This is a genomic window from Anaerotruncus sp. 80, assembly GCF_009936115.1.
In the GTDB taxonomy this organism is placed as follows: domain Bacteria; phylum Bacillota; class Clostridia; order Peptostreptococcales; family Anaerovoracaceae; genus Senimuribacter; species Senimuribacter intestinalis.
Map to the genome: position 1 here is coordinate 324,109 of NZ_QWES01000001.1, position 18,005 is coordinate 342,113.

General features: G+C 42.4%; 18 protein-coding genes and 1 CRISPR repeat array. All 18 genes read right to left on the reverse strand.

Going from position 1 to position 18,005, the window contains the following annotated elements:
- Nucleotides 1-126: 126 nt before the first annotated feature.
- Nucleotides 127-1,044 carry an ABC transporter permease subunit gene (locus D1155_RS01510; protein WP_160200643.1) on the reverse strand — a complete coding sequence of 306 codons (918 nt, stop codon included), beginning with the start codon at nt 1,042-1,044 and terminating at the stop codon, nt 127-129.
- A complete protein-coding gene (locus tag D1155_RS01515; RefSeq protein ID WP_160200644.1) occupies nt 1,041-1,784 on the reverse strand; it encodes an ABC transporter ATP-binding protein in 744 nt (247 codons plus the stop codon). The genes D1155_RS01510 and D1155_RS01515 overlap by 4 nt, the downstream gene beginning before the upstream one ends.
- A gap of 2 nt (nt 1,785-1,786) precedes the next feature.
- Nucleotides 1,787-2,854: an ABC transporter substrate-binding protein gene (locus D1155_RS01520; protein ID WP_160200645.1), complete on the reverse strand. Its 1,068-nt coding sequence runs from the start codon at nt 2,852-2,854 to the stop codon at nt 1,787-1,789.
- A 123-nt stretch (nt 2,855-2,977) separates the two neighbouring features.
- A complete protein-coding gene (locus D1155_RS01525) occupies nt 2,978-3,199 on the reverse strand; it encodes a hypothetical protein (RefSeq protein WP_160200646.1) in 222 nt (73 codons plus the stop codon).
- A 308-nt stretch (nt 3,200-3,507) separates the two neighbouring features.
- Nucleotides 3,508-3,954 (reverse strand): D-aminoacyl-tRNA deacylase, encoded by a 447-nt coding sequence (dtd, locus tag D1155_RS01530; RefSeq protein ID WP_160200647.1) that lies wholly within the window; start codon nt 3,952-3,954, stop codon nt 3,508-3,510.
- Nucleotides 3,955-4,109: 155 nt separating this feature from the next.
- Nucleotides 4,110-4,442: a type II toxin-antitoxin system RelE/ParE family toxin gene (locus tag D1155_RS01535; protein WP_160200648.1), complete on the reverse strand. Its 333-nt coding sequence runs from the start codon at nt 4,440-4,442 to the stop codon at nt 4,110-4,112.
- Nucleotides 4,432-4,692 (reverse strand): type II toxin-antitoxin system prevent-host-death family antitoxin, encoded by a 261-nt coding sequence (locus D1155_RS01540; protein ID WP_160200649.1) that lies wholly within the window; start codon nt 4,690-4,692, stop codon nt 4,432-4,434. Before D1155_RS01540 ends, D1155_RS01535 begins: the two co-directional genes overlap by 11 nt.
- A 394-nt stretch (nt 4,693-5,086) precedes the next feature.
- Nucleotides 5,087-6,046: direct repeats of the CRISPR family, unit length 36 nt; unit sequence GTTTGACTACCATATGAAATTACACTACTCTCAAAC.
- A 51-nt stretch (nt 6,047-6,097) separates the two neighbouring features.
- Nucleotides 6,098-6,769, reverse strand: a complete 672-nt coding sequence (gene csn2 / locus D1155_RS01545) for a type II-A CRISPR-associated protein Csn2 (RefSeq protein WP_160200650.1) — start codon at nt 6,767-6,769, stop codon at nt 6,098-6,100.
- Nucleotides 6,766-7,071, reverse strand: coding sequence for a CRISPR-associated endonuclease Cas2 (cas2, locus tag D1155_RS01550; RefSeq protein WP_160200651.1), 306 nt, complete (start codon nt 7,069-7,071; stop codon nt 6,766-6,768). Before cas2 ends, csn2 begins: the two co-directional genes overlap by 4 nt.
- Before the next feature lie 4 nt (nt 7,072-7,075).
- Nucleotides 7,076-7,978 carry a type II CRISPR-associated endonuclease Cas1 gene (gene cas1 / locus D1155_RS01555; RefSeq protein ID WP_347560946.1) on the reverse strand — a complete coding sequence of 301 codons (903 nt, stop codon included), beginning with the start codon at nt 7,976-7,978 and terminating at the stop codon, nt 7,076-7,078.
- Nucleotides 7,956-12,044: a type II CRISPR RNA-guided endonuclease Cas9 gene (gene cas9, locus D1155_RS01560; protein ID WP_160200652.1), complete on the reverse strand. Its 4,089-nt coding sequence runs from the start codon at nt 12,042-12,044 to the stop codon at nt 7,956-7,958. Before cas9 ends, cas1 begins: the two co-directional genes overlap by 23 nt.
- Nucleotides 12,045-12,373: 329 nt before the next feature.
- Nucleotides 12,374-12,973: a manganese catalase family protein gene (locus D1155_RS01565; protein ID WP_160200653.1), complete on the reverse strand. Its 600-nt coding sequence runs from the start codon at nt 12,971-12,973 to the stop codon at nt 12,374-12,376.
- 1 nt (nt 12,974) lies between these two features.
- On the reverse strand, nt 12,975-13,223 hold the full coding sequence (locus D1155_RS01570) for a spore coat protein CotJB (protein WP_160200654.1): 249 nt from the start codon (nt 13,221-13,223) through the stop codon (nt 12,975-12,977).
- Nucleotides 13,220-13,606, reverse strand: coding sequence for a spore coat associated protein CotJA (locus tag D1155_RS15710; RefSeq protein ID WP_243150976.1), 387 nt, complete (start codon nt 13,604-13,606; stop codon nt 13,220-13,222). Before D1155_RS15710 ends, D1155_RS01570 begins: the two co-directional genes overlap by 4 nt.
- Nucleotides 13,607-13,675: 69 nt before the next feature.
- On the reverse strand, nt 13,676-14,197 hold the full coding sequence (locus D1155_RS01580; RefSeq protein WP_160200655.1) for a DUF1836 domain-containing protein: 522 nt from the start codon (nt 14,195-14,197) through the stop codon (nt 13,676-13,678).
- Between the two features lie 85 nt (nt 14,198-14,282).
- Nucleotides 14,283-15,422 carry an isocitrate/isopropylmalate family dehydrogenase gene (locus tag D1155_RS01585; protein WP_160200656.1) on the reverse strand — a complete coding sequence of 380 codons (1,140 nt, stop codon included), beginning with the start codon at nt 15,420-15,422 and terminating at the stop codon, nt 14,283-14,285.
- Nucleotide 15,423: 1 nt separating this feature from the next.
- The gene (locus D1155_RS01590; RefSeq protein WP_160200657.1) at nt 15,424-17,355 is read right to left on the reverse strand and encodes an aconitate hydratase; all 1,932 of its coding nucleotides are present in this window, start codon (nt 17,353-17,355) and stop codon (nt 15,424-15,426) included.
- Nucleotides 17,324-18,001, reverse strand: coding sequence for a GntR family transcriptional regulator (locus tag D1155_RS01595; RefSeq protein ID WP_160200658.1), 678 nt, complete (start codon nt 17,999-18,001; stop codon nt 17,324-17,326). The genes D1155_RS01590 and D1155_RS01595 overlap by 32 nt, the downstream gene beginning before the upstream one ends.
- Between the last annotated feature and the right edge of the window lie 4 nt (nt 18,002-18,005).

Below are 18,005 nucleotides of genomic sequence, written 5' to 3' on the forward strand. Positions count from 1 at the left end.
TCTTATAATTTATACCTCTATTATAAACATCGCCGGTTAGTTTTTTGTTATATGGTCGTTATATAATAAAAAAATCCGGACTTTTTTTCAAAAAGTCCAGATTTTTTTCTAACCATTTTTCAAATCTTATACGCTCTGCCACCTGATAACTTTTTTCTGAATCCATGTCACCAAGGCAGAGAGCAAAGTTACCACAAAAGCCACCACCATGATACCGGCAATAACCTTTGTGTAATTTCCGTAAGTGTTATAATTTACAATGTAATAACCCATTCCTACAGTGGAGCCCATCATCTCAGCAAAGGTCAGCATCATCACTGCTGTCGTCATGGTGACCCGAAGTCCTTTGACAATACCCGGAATAGAGTAAGGCAACAGGATTTCGAAAATCATGGAAAAGCTTTTAAGTTCCAATGACCTCGCCGAATCGATAATATTTTTGTCGATTGATTCCACAGAAATAATCGTCTTTAAAAAGGTTGGCCAAAAAATTCCAAGAATAATAACCACCACAGAGGCACTGCGAAAGCTGGGCATAAGTGCAATGACATAAGGAGCAAAGACTACCGATGGAATCGGTGCCAGCACATTCGCAATTGGGTAAAACACTTCTTTCAGCCGCTTATGCCAGCCGCAAATCAGTCCCAAAAGCGTGCCACAGGCAAGTCCTACCAGCACACCGAGCAGAAGAATTTCCATAGAAGAAAGGATTCCTACTCCCATTTCCAAATAGTCCGTCCGAAAAGCATGGAACACGTTTTCTGGTGCCGGAATCAATACGGGATGACAAAGATTCAACTTAGTCACCATGATTTCCCAAATCAGAAACAGTGCCCATAAAATGGAAATAATGTCCGACGCCGAGTCTCTCTTATTCGGAAAACGGACCAGCCTGTAAAGATAATATCCCTCCATCAATGCCGCCGCGCACAAAAAAGAAACATAACTTTCCGTTGCCTTTTGGGCAGGAAGTAATATCGTTACGATGAGCGCAAAAAGCAGCAGATGGCTGATAACAATAGACATGCGTGTTTTCTTTATCATTCGTACCACCTCGCAAGCTCCGCTTTCAGGCTCAAACAGTCCACCTGTCCCAGTTCGTCACAACAGCAGCTGTTGATCTGGCTGTCGATGTATTTTTCCTGCGCCACTTTGCCATCTTTGATAAACACGATACGGCTAGCCATAAGCATAGCCTCCTCTAAATCATGGGTCACAAAAATGACGGTCTTTTTTTCCTCCCCATTTTCCCATAGCTGGTGCAAAAGCTGCTGCAGCTCTTTTCTGATCTTAGTATCCAGTGCCCCAAAAGGCTCGTCTAAAAGCAGAAAAGGTGAATCCATTGCCAGCGCTCTTGCAATGGCTGTTCTCTGACGCATGCCGCCGGAAAGCTGGTAAGGGTATTTGTCTGCTGCATCCGACAGTCCCGCTTTTTCCAGAAAATATACTGCTCTTTGCTCCATCTCTTCCTTAGAAAAACGACCCGTTTTTTTCATGGCAAAAAGAACATTTTTCTTTACTGTCATCCACGGAAACAAAGAATACTGCTGAAAGACAATAGTCCGGTCCGCTGACGGACCGGCTAGTTCTTTTTCATCTATGTAAATTTTGCCTGTCTGCGGCCGGTCCAGCCCTGCTGCAAGACGCAGCAGGGTCGACTTTCCACATCCGGAGTGTCCAATTACGCAGAGGAACTCCCCGTCTTTTATATCTAGGCAAAGATCGCTGAGCACTTTACTGTCTCCCCCAGGATAAGTAAAATCCACGTGTTCAAATCTTATCATAATTAGTTATTCGCCTCAAATTCTTCTAGTAATGTTTCATAGATGTCTTTGTTTTCACCCTCGGCAATGAGGTATTTCAACGCGTCCTCATAGATGGACGTATCAATGTAATCGTTGATATCGTACTGAGTATTTGCATCGATATCACCGTTAGCTTTCATAACTTCATAGAAATCAGCTACTTTTTTCTTGTTCGGATCAAGAGATACCTTCATGGCATTCTTATATGCGTCAGTGCCGTACATAATCGCCTCTACATAGGCGGCATCCTGTCCGGAATATTTAACCAATGCTTCAATGCTGGTTTCTTTATCGTTTAAGAATGTGGCGTATCCCCTCAGCGCAGCCATTTCAAACCTTACCAGCGCATCTCTCTTGGTTTCGATTGCTGTTCTTGATGTAGTCTGTCTGCAGCAAGGGAAATCACTTTCAAAGTCACCCACCTGGAAACCAATATGTGCGCCGGTCTGTTCTGCAACATAACCGTAACCGCTGTTTACCATACCAATATCCACTTCACCTTTGTTCACCGCTTCAACGATAGACTGGGAAGAATCCAAATAGATAAACTCTGCATTAACCCCTGCTTCTCTGAGAAGACCTTTCATAATCATATGACCAGTTTCCATTCTGAAACAGCCGAATTTCTTTCCTTCAAACTGAGAAAGCTCTGTATACTTCTCGTCACCCTTTACGATACCTTCGCTGCCCTCAGAAATGGTTCCGCCAAAGATAACAACATCAGTACCCTGAGAAATAAATGAACAGCTAGGAATTGAACCAAACGGTAAAATATCCAGTTTATCCATGCTGACAGCAGTCAGACCGTCCGGCAGAGAATTAATCTTCTCAAACTGCACATCAATACCGGCTTCGTCAAAATATCCCAGCTCCTCTGCAATTATAATGCAAGCAGTTTTAATGTCCTTACCAATCATGCCGACCTTCAAGGTTACAACTTCTTCTGCTTCACCAATCTTCTCGCCTTCATCGCTTCCGCACGCTGTTAAAGCCAGTGCAGAGCAAATCATTGCCAGGCAAAGAATCACAGATAATATTTTCTTTTTCATCACTTGTTCCTCTCTGTTTCTTTATTAGACTTCATCAACTACAAGTGATGGTACTATGACTTTTCAAAAAAATCAATAGGACTAAGTCAACTACTCGAAATTCTCCAAAAGATAGAAAAAATTCTACCAAAACCGACTTGCCGCTTCAAAAAGAGCCTCTCTTTCCTCTTCGCTAGCTCCCATTCTCCGGCAAATATCCGTCAGCTCCTCTTTTGAAAAGACAAAACCGTCTTCTGTGCAGAGCTTTGTAAACTGGTCTTTTCTGATACCGGTCTGTCCGAAAGACATCTCACCGGAGGTGATTTTTCTATCGTACAGCCGGAAAAATAATTGTTTGAATGTCATGTTTTCTCCCTCCATTTCTATTCACTTCTTCTGCTATTCTGCCTAACGCCTGAAATAAATTCTCGCGTTATGGAAAATCACCCTTTGTCTCACATAAAAAAAAACCTAAAATACGCAAAATTTTCGCAGCAAATTAAAAGCAGCCCTTAGCTTCAATTTATCTAAAAAACATATAAATCATCATTTTTCCACAGTCAGAAAACAACTATCTGGTGATATGCCTCAGATCTTTTCTTTTTTCATCACCGTCTTCTTCCTTGTAAAGAAAGACGACAGTTTGTCCGGCGCACCTGAATCGAATGAACCTCTTATAAAATCGCCTCGTCAAGAATAATAGTAAAAGGACCGTCGTTGAGCAGGGATACTTTCATCTCTGCGCCGAATTCTCCGGTTTCCACCACCGGCACGACCTTTCTGCATTCTTCCACAATGTAGTCATAAAGGGCTTCGGCTTCCGCCGGTGCGCCGGCGTCCACAAAGCTGGGGCGGTTGCCCTTTTTGCAGTTTGCGTAAAGGGTGAACTGGGATATGAGCAAAAGCTGACCGTCTACATCGGCAAGAGACAAATTGGTCTTGCCGTTTTCGTCTTCGAAGATTCGAAGCCCCAGTAGTTTCTTGATGTACTTGTCCGCAATTTCTTTGGTATCTTCTTTCCCTACGCCGATTAGCACCAGAAACCCTTTGTCAATTTTTCCCTTTATCTGATTATCTATAGTCACCGCCGCTTCCGTGACACGCTGAATTACAAATTTCATGTTTTTTCCTCCGTGTAAAATAAAATAGTCAATCTCTCAGACCTCTAAAACAATATAACCTGTTTCATCAAAATCATCAATACTGTTTTGTATTTTTTATTACATCATTCTCCCGCTTTGAAGTTGTACAGTGGTTTCAGTCTATCTAACGTATTTCACATGTCTGAGTTTTCTTCGTCAGGAAATAGGATTCGCATATAATTCCGCCGTGCATATAAAATACGGTCAATGTAAATGTCCTGCCCTGAAATGCGATAAAAGATTAAATACATGCCGATTACTAAAAAACGGTATTCACTTTCTGTATCAATGATAGATGACAAAGATGCGCCAATTTCTGCAAAGTCCTCTAACCTACTCACTTTATTAATAATTTTATCAACCGTTTTTGCTGCCGCATCCACGCTGCATAAATCAAAACTGATATAATCCCAAATCTCATCAAGATCTTTCAATGCTTCTGGTGAATAGTGCAGTTTATTTCCCATTTGCTCTCATCTTGAAATGTGCTTTCACATCATCGGCCGAAAGCCATCCCTTTTCCTCTCCCGAATTCTTACCCCGCGCAAGCTCGTTCATCAAAGCTATGGTTGCCTGCATTTTTTCAAAGTCCCGCATATCCACAATCGCATAGCGGCCTCTGCCATTTTTGGTAAGAAAAACAGGCGCGCCAACCGAAACGTCTCGCAGTACTTCACTGTAGTTTCGCAAGTCGGAAATCGGTTTAATATTTGGCATATAAATCAGCTCCTTTCATCGCTTTCATCATACACTATTTTGCTGTAAAATTCAACAGCAAAAATTACAGCAGATAGCGTAAGCACATAAAGTAGCAGTATGCATTACGTGAGATTGCATAGTCTGCACAGTAGTTATTCACCTGCTGACCGCTGGCTTTACAATCCTGGATGATACTTGGGTCACTGTTGAAGTTTAATATTTTTCGTTACAGTTTGAATTTCGTTGATAGATACCCCTCCGAGTTTAGAAAGTGCGCAAAGTTGACAAAGTTTTTCAACTAGAGCTATTATCTCAAAAATTCAGGTTGTGTGAAGACCTGCGGTGCTTTACCATTTATGTAAATACATAACGGCATCAATTTGATGCCGCTACTCACCTGCTTTTTAAGTTGTTCAGAATTACTTGTAAGATTACACTACTCTCAAACCGCCGTAAAAAAACGTGATGGCGTTTATAAGTTTGACTACCATATGAAATTACACTACTCTCAAACAATCGCTTACAGTGCTCTCTTCAATCTCATGTTTGACTACCATATGAAATTACACTACTCTCAAACTCTTTGTCTGTTTTATCTTCCATTTTCTACGTTTGACTACCATATGAAATTACACTACTCTCAAACAAATCTTGATTGCGCTTCTGATTTGGGTGAGTTTGACTACCATATGAAATTACACTACTCTCAAACAGCAAGCGCAGGAGCTTTTACAGAAGCGAAGTTTGACTACCATATGAAATTACACTACTCTCAAACAGGTTTATTGATTCGACATAATAAAAATCAGTTTGACTACCATATGAAATTACACTACTCTCAAACTGATAAAATCATTTGATTTTACTACTAATTGTTTGACTACCATATGAAATTACACTACTCTCAAACAGCGTCGTTGTCAGGTTTAAAATGATATCAGTTTGACTACCATATGAAATTACACTACTCTCAAACTTCGAGGGTTGTAATAGTCTGACCGCCCTGGTTTGACTACCATATGAAATTACACTACTCTCAAACTTATAGTGTCCGCTCTACCTGCTTTAGACAGTTTGACTACCATATGAAATTACACTACTCTCAAACAAAAATCATGGTGTCAATTGGTTCAGTTGGGTTTGACTACCATATGAAATTACACTACTCTCAAACAACTGCAATTGCAAGCTTATTATATACGCTGTTTGACTACCATATGAAATTACACTACTCTCAAACCAGTCATACTCGCCGCTATTCATAGGTACTGTTTGACTACCATATGAAATTACACTACTCTCAAACTCGATTTTCTCAACATACCAATAGATGATAGTTTGACTACCATATGAAATTACACTACTCTCAAACCTCAATTCTCAAGCACAGGCCACTACGCCCTCGTATCCATATGGTAAAACACTAGTGTATTTCACATAAATCTTTATCAATTATATACTCTTTTTTTATTTTTGGCAAACGCAACTGTCTGTTTTCTACAAATACAATGCACAAATCATAATGTGCTACCGCTTTTTCTATATGTTCATAATCCTCTTCATCTAAATATCCACTGCAATTTGCAATGATAAAGAGTTCCTTCTTTAGCAGTTTGTGCATGACAATCATATAATCTATCAGTTTTTCAACATATAATCCTGCCGGATCGGTCAAATGTACGCCGCAGTTTTTTAGAATATCCGAGACTGCAAAATCCGAATTATACTCGATTTCATAATCCGCGGCAAAACGCAGTTTCTCCAGCACCCCAAAGAGACTTCCGTAAATCTCACTAAGTTCAGAAACCAACTCCTGTTCCTGCGCAGCCGCCTCAAGCTCGGCAAAGAGCTTCTTTGAAATTTCTTTTTTCGCAAATGTCAAATCAAACGGGGATATAACAAGATCGCAGCACTTGATAAGCTCCAATTCTTTCTCGTCTTCCGAAAGGGCAAAAGCTGAGCACTCCTTTCCAAGCTGTCCGTGAAGACTTACAAGAAAATGTTCAAAAATAGCAGGACTTTCAAGGATAATTGAAAAAAGACCGCCTCTTTTCAATTCTATGGTAAAATTCAATTCGTAATACGTCAGTCTCATAATACTATCACCCTGTCATCTGAATCCACAATTGTATTTTGACCGCTTCCGACGACGAACTCCATTCTGTTATACTGTTTTTCCGTAATTACTAGCATTTGCACCAAACCCCGCGCAGGTTTATTGCTTCTGACCGCCTGCACGATTCCATCAGCAACCGTAGTATTCAGCGCTAGCTTGCAGTAAACACTTTCCTGCATCATCAGAAATCCTTTTTTGATTAAAAACTTGCGAAAATTCCTGTATTCTCTCTTATCTTCCAGAGATTCTGTCGGCAAGTCAAAAAATACAATTACTCTCATATATCTATAGCTCATCTCTATAAAATCTAATCAGCGATATATCGCCTTCATTGAGTGCGTCAAACAAACTCCTGCAGTATATCTTAATCGCATTGCTGACATAATGATATTTTCCGTCAATTTCCACGTTCTCACTGAGAAGATACACCAGCTCCATCTTCTCTTCCCGTTCAAATTTGACCGGTGACATTTCCCAGACTTTTTTATCCACCAGTATTCTGAACGGTTCCATGAAATCCGACGCCAGATTGAACTGGTTAAACATATTATCGTGAAAAAGTCCCAGCTGGGTCATATAGCCGCTGGCTGTAATTTCACGATTAAAATAGGAAAGCAGAATGCCATACCCATAGTTCAGCGCAGCATTGACTGAGTTTTCCTGACTTCTGGAAAAATCCATTCCAAATAACGCATTGAAGTAAACCTTCGCGGCATGACCTTCTCGATTGGTTTCATCTCCAAAAGAAAGTTCTTTTATATACTGTTTCAGCGTATCCGCCTGCTGGTAGCAGCCTCTTTCTTCCAAATGTAATGCCTGCTTGCGAATTTTTTCTGCAACAATTTCTGTCCAAACAGCTTTCTTGCTGCTGTCGCTCCATCCGATCTGTCTTTTTATCTTGATACTGGTATCATGACTGCCGTAGTAAGGCAACAGTTCTGAGTGAGGATTATGCTGTTCATCGCAGAAAATCACTTTCACCTTTCGCTTGGTCAGTTCACACAGCAGTACCGCCGTAAGGGATACTGCTGTGGATTCAATCATCAGAAGACCGATTTCACTCAAGTGAACGCGCTTCGTCTCGTCCTGCTTTCTGACAACCAGGTAGTCCATCTTGTAGTCAAGCTTTGCGCAGCCTGTAATCACAACCGTCCGCCAGCTCATATCAAAGCTCGATTCTGTTTTCAAAGAGACCGGTGACAGACTGATTGACAAGGATTAACTTGCTCTTGCCAGCGGTATTTTTATTGACCGAAATACTTCCAGCATTCGCACTTCCTCCCACGGAAGTCAAATCTGCTTTCGTATTAATATCACAGCGAACCATATTCAGGATTTGGTTGATTACTCTTGCCTTATCTCTTAAGGATAACTGCAAAAACCTTTCTCCGCCTACCTCCAGCGTTTTCCACTGATTAGCAGGTCTCTTCTCATACACCGTCTTCAGTTTTTCCGTCAAAATATCGTAAAGATTGATTAAGCTTTCCTCACTCAGTTTGTCCCTCTTTTCATCTACATCAAACTGTACGTTCTTCTCCAGATACTTTTCGATATGGCGTATCAGTTCTTCACAGAAATCCAGCTTGGGTTGTAAACTATTTTTAAATAATATATTTTTAGAATCTACACCCCGAATTCTCATCGGATATCCATCCACGCGAATCAGTGCATTCTTCTTGATACAACCGCGAAGAATGCTTACATTTTTCAAGCCCTTTATCTTCGTGCAGTACTCCAGGTAAGCGTCCGGCTTGTGCGGCAGCATATTTGCAACATAAATAGGCACTTCCATGATGTTCCTGATTCGTTCACCCTTCTTTCCGTCAAACTCGATAAACGCAAAATACGAGGTATTCGGGCTCTTGTATCCGCCATACTTTTCCGGATCCAGGCCAGCCTTTAGCGGTATGTTTGCACCTTCAGTTTTCTTAGCAATAGTCGCATTAAACAGTTCCCCTTTTTCGCAGTAAGTGTGCTCCGTATATAAAATATTATTCTGTTTCACGATTTTCCTGATACGATCCAGGGTTCCGCCAAACTTATCACCGTCTGCATTGCGTTTTTTCCCATTGCCTTCCGGTGCTTCCCAAATGCAGGCATTTCCGCGATAAACATCAAAATCGAAAACTCTGTTCATGTGATAGTTCTTCTCTTTTTGATTTTTTAGCCATGTTCTTGGATTAGATGTGAATCTTGCGTCATACACATCACCAGCAACGATATTCAAGTAAGCGTCCTTCGCATGATGATAATCGTTTACCCTTCTTGACTTCAGGATATTAAGATCCCTTTGTCTGAACTGCGACACAATCCCTGCTTTCACTGGAATGACTCTTGTTGTATCGTACATTCTGTTCAGAAGATCAACAACTGCTTTCGAGGACTGTCGTGTTTCAACCATTTGCCGATTGATAAATCCAGCCAGTTCATCATCCGAAAAATCATCTTTCCTAGTCAGTCGTTCGTACTTCTTCCTTGTGATTAATCCCATTTTCAGCAGGCTGTCCCAGAATGGTTTCTGCTTCCTCTGAATCTCTTCAGAAATCATTTCATTACTCTTTTTAGCATTGAATTCTTTCTTCACTAAAACCAAATTATCCAAGCTGTCATCTTTTATTTTAGACTGCGGATAGATGTGGTCTCTATCCCAGCGGGCATTCGCCGTCATCAGCTGGTCTATGCTGATCTGCTCTCCCGTATACATACACCTTCCCATCTGCGTATAGTAAAGATAGAGTTTCATGCTATTGAAGTCACGTTCATCACGGTCTTCGATTTCCTTCGCCCAGTCACGCCCGTCTGCCTCGCAGCCTTCATAAAGGGCAAGGAGCCTTGCCTTTCTGGACACGGTTCTCTGCTTGTCATTATCCTCGCCTCTCGCCAATTCTACAAAAATCTTATCGGGCTCACTTCCCATGACTTTTTTAATTTCCTCTACAATCTGGATACTCTGCCAAATAGCCCGTTTTACCGCCGGCGATACATATAAATCTTTCACCAGCGCATCATAACTGATTTCCGTGACTTTTCCGGTTAATTCACCGTTAATTTTGTCGATTTCTTCCTTAAAAGTAAACCGGTTGCTAAGGAGCTGCATCAAATTGCAGTTTGTATGCCATAGCGCTTCTATAATGGTAAAAGACTCTCCCGTATCCTTATCAACACCTTCTACACCGCACAAAAACTTTTTAGAGAAATTGCCCCAACCACTATAATGAAGCCTGCGAACCGCTTTTAGCTGATCTGCATTTAATTCACTCGGATACTTTCTCTCGATAATTTTCATCAGTATGCTGTTGTCATCATCATAGATTGTTTTCCATCTTATAATGTCTTCCACCATAGACTTTACACGATCCTCGGCAATTCTTTCGCCAAATACCTGCTTTTCAAAATCCAGATAAGACGACAGATTTGCTTTAAAATCTTCATCAAAGCCGCTGAGATCTTCAAACTGCAAATCACGGTCGCTTTCTCTAAGGTAATTAAGAAGCTGCTTTCCCTTTACTTTCGTATGGGTTTTGAAAACATGGTTAAAAATATCCTGTTTCAACCCAACACTGATTTCTCTTCCTCTAATTCTAAGGTTATTCAGTTCATTCAAAACCATGTACCGGCTGTACAGCAAGGAATTTTTCGCAACTACATCTTCACCAATCAAATATGTACATTTATTTGTCATACGACGAATAAATTCTTCATTGGAGGCTTCTCTGTCAACTTTTTCATCAAAATTCCAAGGATAGATTTTTCCTTGCCCATCGTTTTTTCTTACAATCCAGGCATTTGCTCCCGTCTCTTTGTGCCGATCACTGAGCGGTCCTACATAATATGGCACTCTGAATGAGAAAATACACTTTATCTTTTCCGATACAGTTAAATTGTCCGCACCCTTTTCCCTTAAAAAGACAAGATAGTTTTCTGCATTTTCCAGTATTTTCACAAGCTCCGCCAGATGAATCTGATTTGGAACAGCGCCATTATCCTTGCTGCGCTGCAGTGGAAGCATTCTCTTTAATTCCGCCTGCTGCAGCAGTTCTTCCCAAACAATGCGGTCATTTTCCTCTACCTGCATCTGTTGCAAAAGCTTTTTTAATTCTTTGTAAAAATCATCTTCTGCGCACCTCTTTACATCGATTTTTTTTCCTCTGGTCTTTACGCTGCCGATATAACTTGCATAATTAACTTTTCCGCTGCAATCGTCAAAGAACTGCCTATACACTTTCTTAGTGCAGTACTTTTTCATCAATTTCCGCAGCTTGCTCAAATTATTTTTGTGCACTTCGTAGTGCTTCACCTTTGCAAAAGAAAAGTATTCCTGCCCATCTAAAACATCTGCCAAAACACTCCAATCATACACTGCTTTCATGCGATCGATGATAAAAATCTTGTCCGCTATGGCACTTTCCAGGCTTGGTCTTACACTCTCATCATAGCTGGCATCAGAAAAGCTGAATGACGTTTTCTCCAGTTCTGTAAGCTCTTCTTCAAAAATTTTCGCCAGGTCACCTTTGTTTCCTACAATAAATTTGCAGATTGCATCTATCGCTGCTTTTCTGCGTTTGGTTTCGTCCTTAATATATTCACCTTCATCTACTGTCAGAATACTGCTGAGGCGCTTTGCTTTTGCACTCTTTGCCAGCTTTTTATCTCTTAAAACATCTTCAAAGCTCTCTTTGCTTTCAACAGAAACTCCGATAGCAAGTTCTGTCTCAATCATATCAATCAGCTGTTCAAAGACCGCACCAAATTCAGTGGCGCGGCTAAGATCGCCATCGATGAGAAAATGACCTCTGTTTTTCAGGATATGATGAATTGCCAAATAAATCAGCCTGATATCATGTTCTTTCGGATTCTCCATCAGATCTTTTCTCAGGTGAAAGATTGTTGGATACTGTTTATAATAGTTGATGTCTGAATAGCTATCATCGGTAAACAACGGATACTTTTCCTGTACCTGCTTGTCCTCCATATGCAGTCTGCTCTCGTTAAGTCTAAGAAAAAATGTCGGATCAACTTTTGCCATCTCTTCCGCAAAGAGTTCCTGCAGCAGATTAATTCTCTGCTTCTTTCTCTGCAGTCTTCTTCTGGCTGTTCTTTTTCCGCGTCTTTCTTCTGCAGTCTTTCCTCTCTCAAAGAGCCGGATACCCCACATATCTTTCTTTTTAAATCTACACAGGTTATACTTTTCATCTGTTACTGCCCAGCCTACTGAGTTTGTGCCAATGTCCATTCCTACATAATACTTATTCATACTTTTCCCTTCCCATGTTGACAAATTGCAAATACTATAGTAGAATAAATTCATCTCAAATGACTACCATATGAGATTACACTACAGGTTCAAATAAAGAACTTTTCTAATCGCCCTTTGGGCTCCACATGATGTGGATAAACTCGCAGCTGCGAGTTTTTTCTTTTGCAAAAAAGTAGCAATATAAGCTATATATTGAGTTTGAATTTATATTTAAACTTATTATACCACATCTGATTTACTCAGACCATATAAATTTCAAGCTGAAACAGCGCACCCAATTATCGTCGGGTGCGCTGTTTCAATACATATTTACTTTTACAGCTTTCCTATCTCAAATCAAACTCCGGATTAATTGCATAGAAATTTTTAGAATCCAGATTATCCTGAACAATTCTCAGCGCTTCACCGAACCGCTGATAATGTACAATTTCTCTCTGGCGCAGGAAACGAATTGGATCCAGTACGTCAGGATCATCTACCATTCTCAGGATATTGTCATAAGTTGTTCTGGCTTTCTGTTCTGCCGCCATATCTTCATGTAAATCCGTAATGGCGTCACCCTTTGATGCAAAGCACAATGCATCAAAAGGGAATCCTGCCGCTGCCTGGGCATAAACGCCAGAAGTATGGTCTACGAAATATTCCTGAAATCCAGCTTCTTTTATCTGATCCATGGTCATATTCTTGGTCAGCTGATGCACAATAGTGGCTACCATTTCATAATGCCCGATTTCTTCGCTGCCGATGTCGGTAAGCACCGCTGCAACTTTTCTGTACGGCATAGAGTAACGCTGGGACAAATATCTGAGCGACGCACCAATTTCACCATCGGGTCCGCCATATTGGCTGATAATAAACTTCGCCATGGCCGGATTTGGATTTTTGATTTTTACAGGGTATTCTAATTTCTTCTCATAAGTCCACATACTAATCCTCCATTTCCCACGGCCAAGGTGTTTCTACCCATGCCCAGCCGTTATCGGTGTTGGTATCCTGCGCAGTCAAAGGACCAAACTGCTGCTCATACTCTTCCACAGCCTGCAGATACCGCATTCTTGTACTCGCATAAAAATCCAGTGCTTCCCTGTTGGTCGGGTGGGTATCAAGGAACAGTCCTGTATCAATCAGTGCAAAGTCATACATCTGCACCTGTCTCATTGCTTCTTCTCTCGTCATCTTCTCATACCTCCCTGTGCGCCCAGAAACGGTAAATTCAGGTCAGGGAAAATCGTTCCTGCCTTCAGACCCTCTTCGTATTCATACGGATTCTGCCATCTCTGCCAAGGCACATATGCCATAGCAAGCATCATTTTCTGCTGCGGCGGCTGCACACTGCAGTTCTGACAGCTGTCATCGTACAGACATGGCATACATGCAGATGTCTGCGGCGGTCTCGATGGCTGTGACGGCTCTGACGGCTGCGGTGGTTGTGGTGATGGCGCAACAGGTCCCTGCGGCGGCGTCGGCGGCGTTTCATCGCAAGCCGGTTTATCGCAGTCACAAGTGCCGCAAAGGTCCGATTCGCCTAAAATAATCGGCATACCAATATAAGGCTCCATTTTATTCAAAAGAAAAACCCCTTTCACAGTAAGATACTTTATACTATGTCAGGGATTCTTCTTTTGTGACTATTTTTTCGCTTCAGGTGCAGGAGCAATCTCCTTCAGAATCTTTTTACATGCCAGCATTTTTGCATAGCTTTCTACCGCCATGGTCAGTGCCAGCTCAGCAAGACTTTCCTTGCTTTCTTCTTCGCAAAGCCTGCTTGCTGTCTCCGTAAAAGTTTCATCTAAAATCTCAAGATATTGGTCGTAAAATGTTCGGATATCGCTGTGCTCCATCTCCTTCTCCAAAAGGGCTCCCGTCTCACTGACACTGAGCACCTGTTTTAAAAGACAGATTGCCGTCAGATAGGCAAGATGTTCTCTGCTGTACCGCTTTCCCTTTGCCCTTGGAAGCAGCCCATGTTTCACATAATTATTAATCATAGCTGCAGTCAAACTCTCATCGCCTAAAGGCTCAAGCCCGATATGTTGCCTGCTCATATAGCTGATGACCTGATCCATATAAAGATCAATATCCGGAATCTGGTCCCAGCCCTCAGGACGCATATTCTTTAGCTGCTCTTTAAATAGCTTTAATTCTTCCATTCCGTTTCTCCATATCGTGTTTCGTCATTTTCATTATTTTATTTCACTATATTTTAAAACGTTTATAAGAATTTTGCAAGATATTTTACAGCTTGCTCATGACGTAATCGGCAAACTCTTTGCAGGTAGCCCCAGAAGCAAAACCAGTTACCACTACTTTCTTCTCTTTTTCGCTGCATTCTTCCAATACAGCTGCCAGCCTGTCTGCCTTAGCTGTCAATCCGATGTGCCGAATCATCATTTCTGCAGCCTTGAAAATACTGGACGGGTTGGCATAATCGCCAAGACCCTCCTCTATCATTCTCGGTGCGCTGCCATGAATGGCTTCAAACATGGCGTACTGGTCGCCCATATTTGCGCTTCCTGCAGTACCTACGCCACCCTGAATTTCTGCTGCTTCATCGGTGATGATGTCACCGTAAAGATTTGGCAGCACAAATACCTGAAACTGATTTCTGATATCCTTGTTCACTAAGTTAGCAGTCATAATATCGATGTACCAGTCGTCCGCTTTGATGCCTGGATATTCTGCCGCCACCTCATGACATATTCTAGTAAAATTGCCGTCCGTCTTTTTCATGATATTTGCCTTGGTCACAATTGCTACACAGCCTTTTCCATTTGCCTTGGCATATTCAAAGGCAGCCTTTGCAATTCTGCGAGTTCCCGGCTCTGTAGTTACTTTAAAATCCATCGAAAGCTTGCCAGGCACTTCAACGCCCCGGCTTCCCAAAACGTACTCTCCCTCCGTATTTTCTCTGTAGAAAATCCAGTCAATCCCTTCGTCTGGTACCTGCACCGGACGAACGTTCGCATATAAATCCAATTCTCTGCGAAGAGTAACGTTGGCACTTTCCAAAGTGCCGCCCTTTGGTGTAGTAGTCGGTCCTTTGAGCAGCACATCGCAAGATTTAATTTCTGCAAGGACATCTTCCGGCACAGCTTTTCCAAGAGCCATTCTGTTCTCAATAGTCAGACCGTCAATTTTTTTCAGTACAATTCGTCCTTCTGCAATTTCCTCAGCCAGTACCTTGTTCAGAAGTCTATCTGCCTGCTCCATGATAATAGGTCCTATTCCATCACCACCAACAATGCCAATGGTTATTTTCTCCATAGACGTAAAATCCTTAGGTACACTGCTGGTTTCCATTTTTTCTGTTCGCGCAAGCTGTTCCAAAAGCAGTGTACGAAACTGCTCGCAGGCTTTTTCAATATATGTATCCATCTTATTTTCCCTCTTTTGCTACGTATTTCAAAAGGCTCCCTGCCTTTAGAATTTCTTTCTGTCTCTGTGTAAAATTGCATTCCAGCGGAATTTCCTCACCGGTAGACAGGTTCGTCAGTGTAATCTTTCCGCTGTCCATACCTGCATAGATATCCGAAAGTTTCAGCTTATCCCCTTGAGACACTTTATCGTAATCCTCAGGATTTTGAAAGGTCAGCGGCATAATACCGGCATTAATGAGATTCGCAGCGTGAATTCGAGCAAAACTCTTAGTAATGACAGTGCGAACCCCCAGATAAAGTGGAACCAGCGCAGCATGCTCTCTGGAAGAACCCTGCCCATAGTTGTTTCCGCCTACGATGATACTCTCTCCCGCCGCCTTTGCTCTTTCCGGGAAGGTTTCATCGCACACACCGAAGCAGTACTGAGACAGGTGCGGAATGTTGGAGCGGTACGGCAGAATCTTTGCGCCTGCCGGCATAATGTGGTCTGTGGTGATGTTATCGCTAACTTTAAGCACCAACTCTGCTTCCAGACTGTCCTCCTGAGGTTTGCTGCTTGGAAAAGCCTTGATGTTCGGTCCTCGTAGAATCGGAAGTTCCTTTGCCTCCTCAACTGGTGCAGGTGCAATAATCGCACTATCATCAATTTTAAAGGCATCCGGCATAACAACTTCCGGCATCTCCCCAAGAAGCATAGGATCTGTAATCTCGCCGGTCAGTGCCGCTGCAACAGCGGTTTCCGGAGAAACCAGATATACTTTTCCATCGGCTGTGCCGGAACGCCCTTCAAAGTTTCTATTAAAAGTTCTAAGAGATACGCCGCCGGAATTTGGCGAAAATCCCATGCCGATACATGGTCCGCAGGCACACTCCAGTACTCTTGCACCGCTGGCTAAAATATCCGACAAAGCGCCGCAGTCAGCCAACATTGTCAGCACCTGCTTGGAGCCTGGTGAAATAGACAGACTTACCTCCGGTTTGATAGTCTTGCCTTTCAGCATAGCAGCCACTTTCAGCATGTCATACAGTGAAGAGTTAGTGCAGGAGCCAATGCAGACCTGATCCACCTTGGTACCTTTCAGAGTATGTACCGGCACTACATTATCCGGACTGTGAGGACATGCAATCATCGGCTGCAGCGCAGACAAATTAATGTCGATGATACGGTCGTACACTGCGTCAGAATCGCTGGAAAGAGGCATATAATCTTCTTCTCTGCCCTCCGCCGCCAAAAATGCGCGGGTTACCTCATCAGACGGGAAGATAGATGTGGTTGCGCCTAGTTCTGTGCCCATATTGGTAATAGTAGCTCTTTCCGGTACAGACAGAGTTTCTACGCCTGGACCTGCCCACTCAATGATGGCGCCTACGCCGCCCTTTACGGACAGAATACGCAGAATTTCCAGACTAATATCCTTTGCAGTCACAAAAGGATTCAGCTTTCCGGTCAAATTCACCTTGTACATCTTTGGCATGGTGATATAATAAGCGCCGCCGCCCATAGCAACTGCCACATCAAGGCCGCCCGCACCCATGGCGAGCATGCCGATACCTCCGCCTGTCGGCGTGTGGCTGTCAGATCCAATCAGAGTCTTGCCCGGTTTGCCAAAGCGCTCCAGGTGCACCTGATGACAAATGCCGTTGCCCGGTCTTGAAAAGTACAAGCCGTACTTCTTTGCCATAGACTGAATGAATCTATGATCGTCAGCATTTTCAAAACCAGACTGCAACGTGTTATGGTCAATATAGGCAACAGAAAGCTCCGTTCTGACTCTGGGAATGCCCATGGTCTCAAATTCCAGATAAGCCATGGTGCCAGTTGCGTCCTGCGTCAGAGTCTGGTCTATTTTCAGTGCTATTTCACTGCCTGGTGTCATATCTCCGCTGATTAAATGTTCTTTAATGATCTTCTGTGCTATTGTCAGTCCCATACTGTTCGTTCACCTCCATGATATTGTTGTATGCGTGGTCAATATGCAAAAGCATAATAGTTTCAATCTTATCACCATCTTTATCTGCAATGGCATTATAAAGAGATTTGTGCTCTGCTACAGACGCCACAATCCTGTGGGATTTTTCCAGAGAAAGCCGTCTAAACTTCATCATCTTGTGATGGATTGGAGACAGGATCGTCTCAAAAGTCACACTGCCGCATTCTCTATAAAGGATATCGTGAAACTCCGTATCCAGGTCCCTCACCTTGATGACGTCACCTTTCTGGGCAAAAAATTCCTGCTGCTCTACATTTTCTTTCAGCGCTGCAAGCCCCTCTTCGCTGATATTCTCTGCCGCTCTTCTCGTTGCGATGATTTCGATTCTGCGTTTCACTTCAAACAAGTCTTTGACATCATTTTCTGTCACACCTACAACTACAGTCCCCTGGGGAGAATCTTTAATCAGCTTCTCGTGGGCCAGCTTTGCCATAGCCTCTCTGATTGGCGTTCTGCTGACACCCAGTTCCTCAGAAAGTCTGGTCTCACTGATGATTTCCCCTGGCGCATAAGTGCCGCTCAAAATGTTGTATTCTAATCTATCATAAACCTGATTTGCAAGAGAAATAGTCTTATATTCAATCATGGTA

Coding starts and splice junctions, on each gene's coding strand:
- D1155_RS01510 (WP_160200643.1), bottom strand. CDS start 1,044: ATGATAAAGAAAACACGCATGTCTATTGTTATCAGCCATCTGCTGCTT.
- D1155_RS01515 (WP_160200644.1), bottom strand. CDS start 1,784: ATGATAAGATTTGAACACGTGGATTTTACTTATCCTGGGGGAGACAGT.
- D1155_RS01520 (WP_160200645.1), bottom strand. CDS start 2,854: ATGAAAAAGAAAATATTATCTGTGATTCTTTGCCTGGCAATGATTTGC.
- D1155_RS01525 (WP_160200646.1), bottom strand. CDS start 3,199: ATGACATTCAAACAATTATTTTTCCGGCTGTACGATAGAAAAATCACC.
- dtd (WP_160200647.1), bottom strand. CDS start 3,954: ATGAAATTTGTAATTCAGCGTGTCACGGAAGCGGCGGTGACTATAGAT.
- D1155_RS01535 (WP_160200648.1), bottom strand. CDS start 4,442: ATGGGAAATAAACTGCACTATTCACCAGAAGCATTGAAAGATCTTGAT.
- D1155_RS01540 (WP_160200649.1), bottom strand. CDS start 4,692: ATGCCAAATATTAAACCGATTTCCGACTTGCGAAACTACAGTGAAGTA.
- csn2 (WP_160200650.1), bottom strand. CDS start 6,769: ATGAGACTGACGTATTACGAATTGAATTTTACCATAGAATTGAAAAGA.
- cas2 (WP_160200651.1), bottom strand. CDS start 7,071: ATGAGAGTAATTGTATTTTTTGACTTGCCGACAGAATCTCTGGAAGAT.
- cas9 (WP_160200652.1), bottom strand. CDS start 12,044: ATGAATAAGTATTATGTAGGAATGGACATTGGCACAAACTCAGTAGGC.
- D1155_RS01565 (WP_160200653.1), bottom strand. CDS start 12,973: ATGTGGACTTATGAGAAGAAATTAGAATACCCTGTAAAAATCAAAAAT.
- D1155_RS01570 (WP_160200654.1), bottom strand. CDS start 13,223: ATGACGAGAGAAGAAGCAATGAGACAGGTGCAGATGTATGACTTTGCA.
- D1155_RS15710 (WP_243150976.1), bottom strand. CDS start 13,606: ATGGAGCCTTATATTGGTATGCCGATTATTTTAGGCGAATCGGACCTT.
- D1155_RS01580 (WP_160200655.1), bottom strand. CDS start 14,197: ATGGAAGAATTAAAGCTATTTAAAGAGCAGCTAAAGAATATGCGTCCT.
- D1155_RS01585 (WP_160200656.1), bottom strand. CDS start 15,422: ATGGATACATATATTGAAAAAGCCTGCGAGCAGTTTCGTACACTGCTT.
- D1155_RS01590 (WP_160200657.1), bottom strand. CDS start 17,355: ATGGGACTGACAATAGCACAGAAGATCATTAAAGAACATTTAATCAGC.
- D1155_RS01595 (WP_160200658.1), bottom strand. CDS start 18,001: ATGATTGAATATAAGACTATTTCTCTTGCAAATCAGGTTTATGATAGA.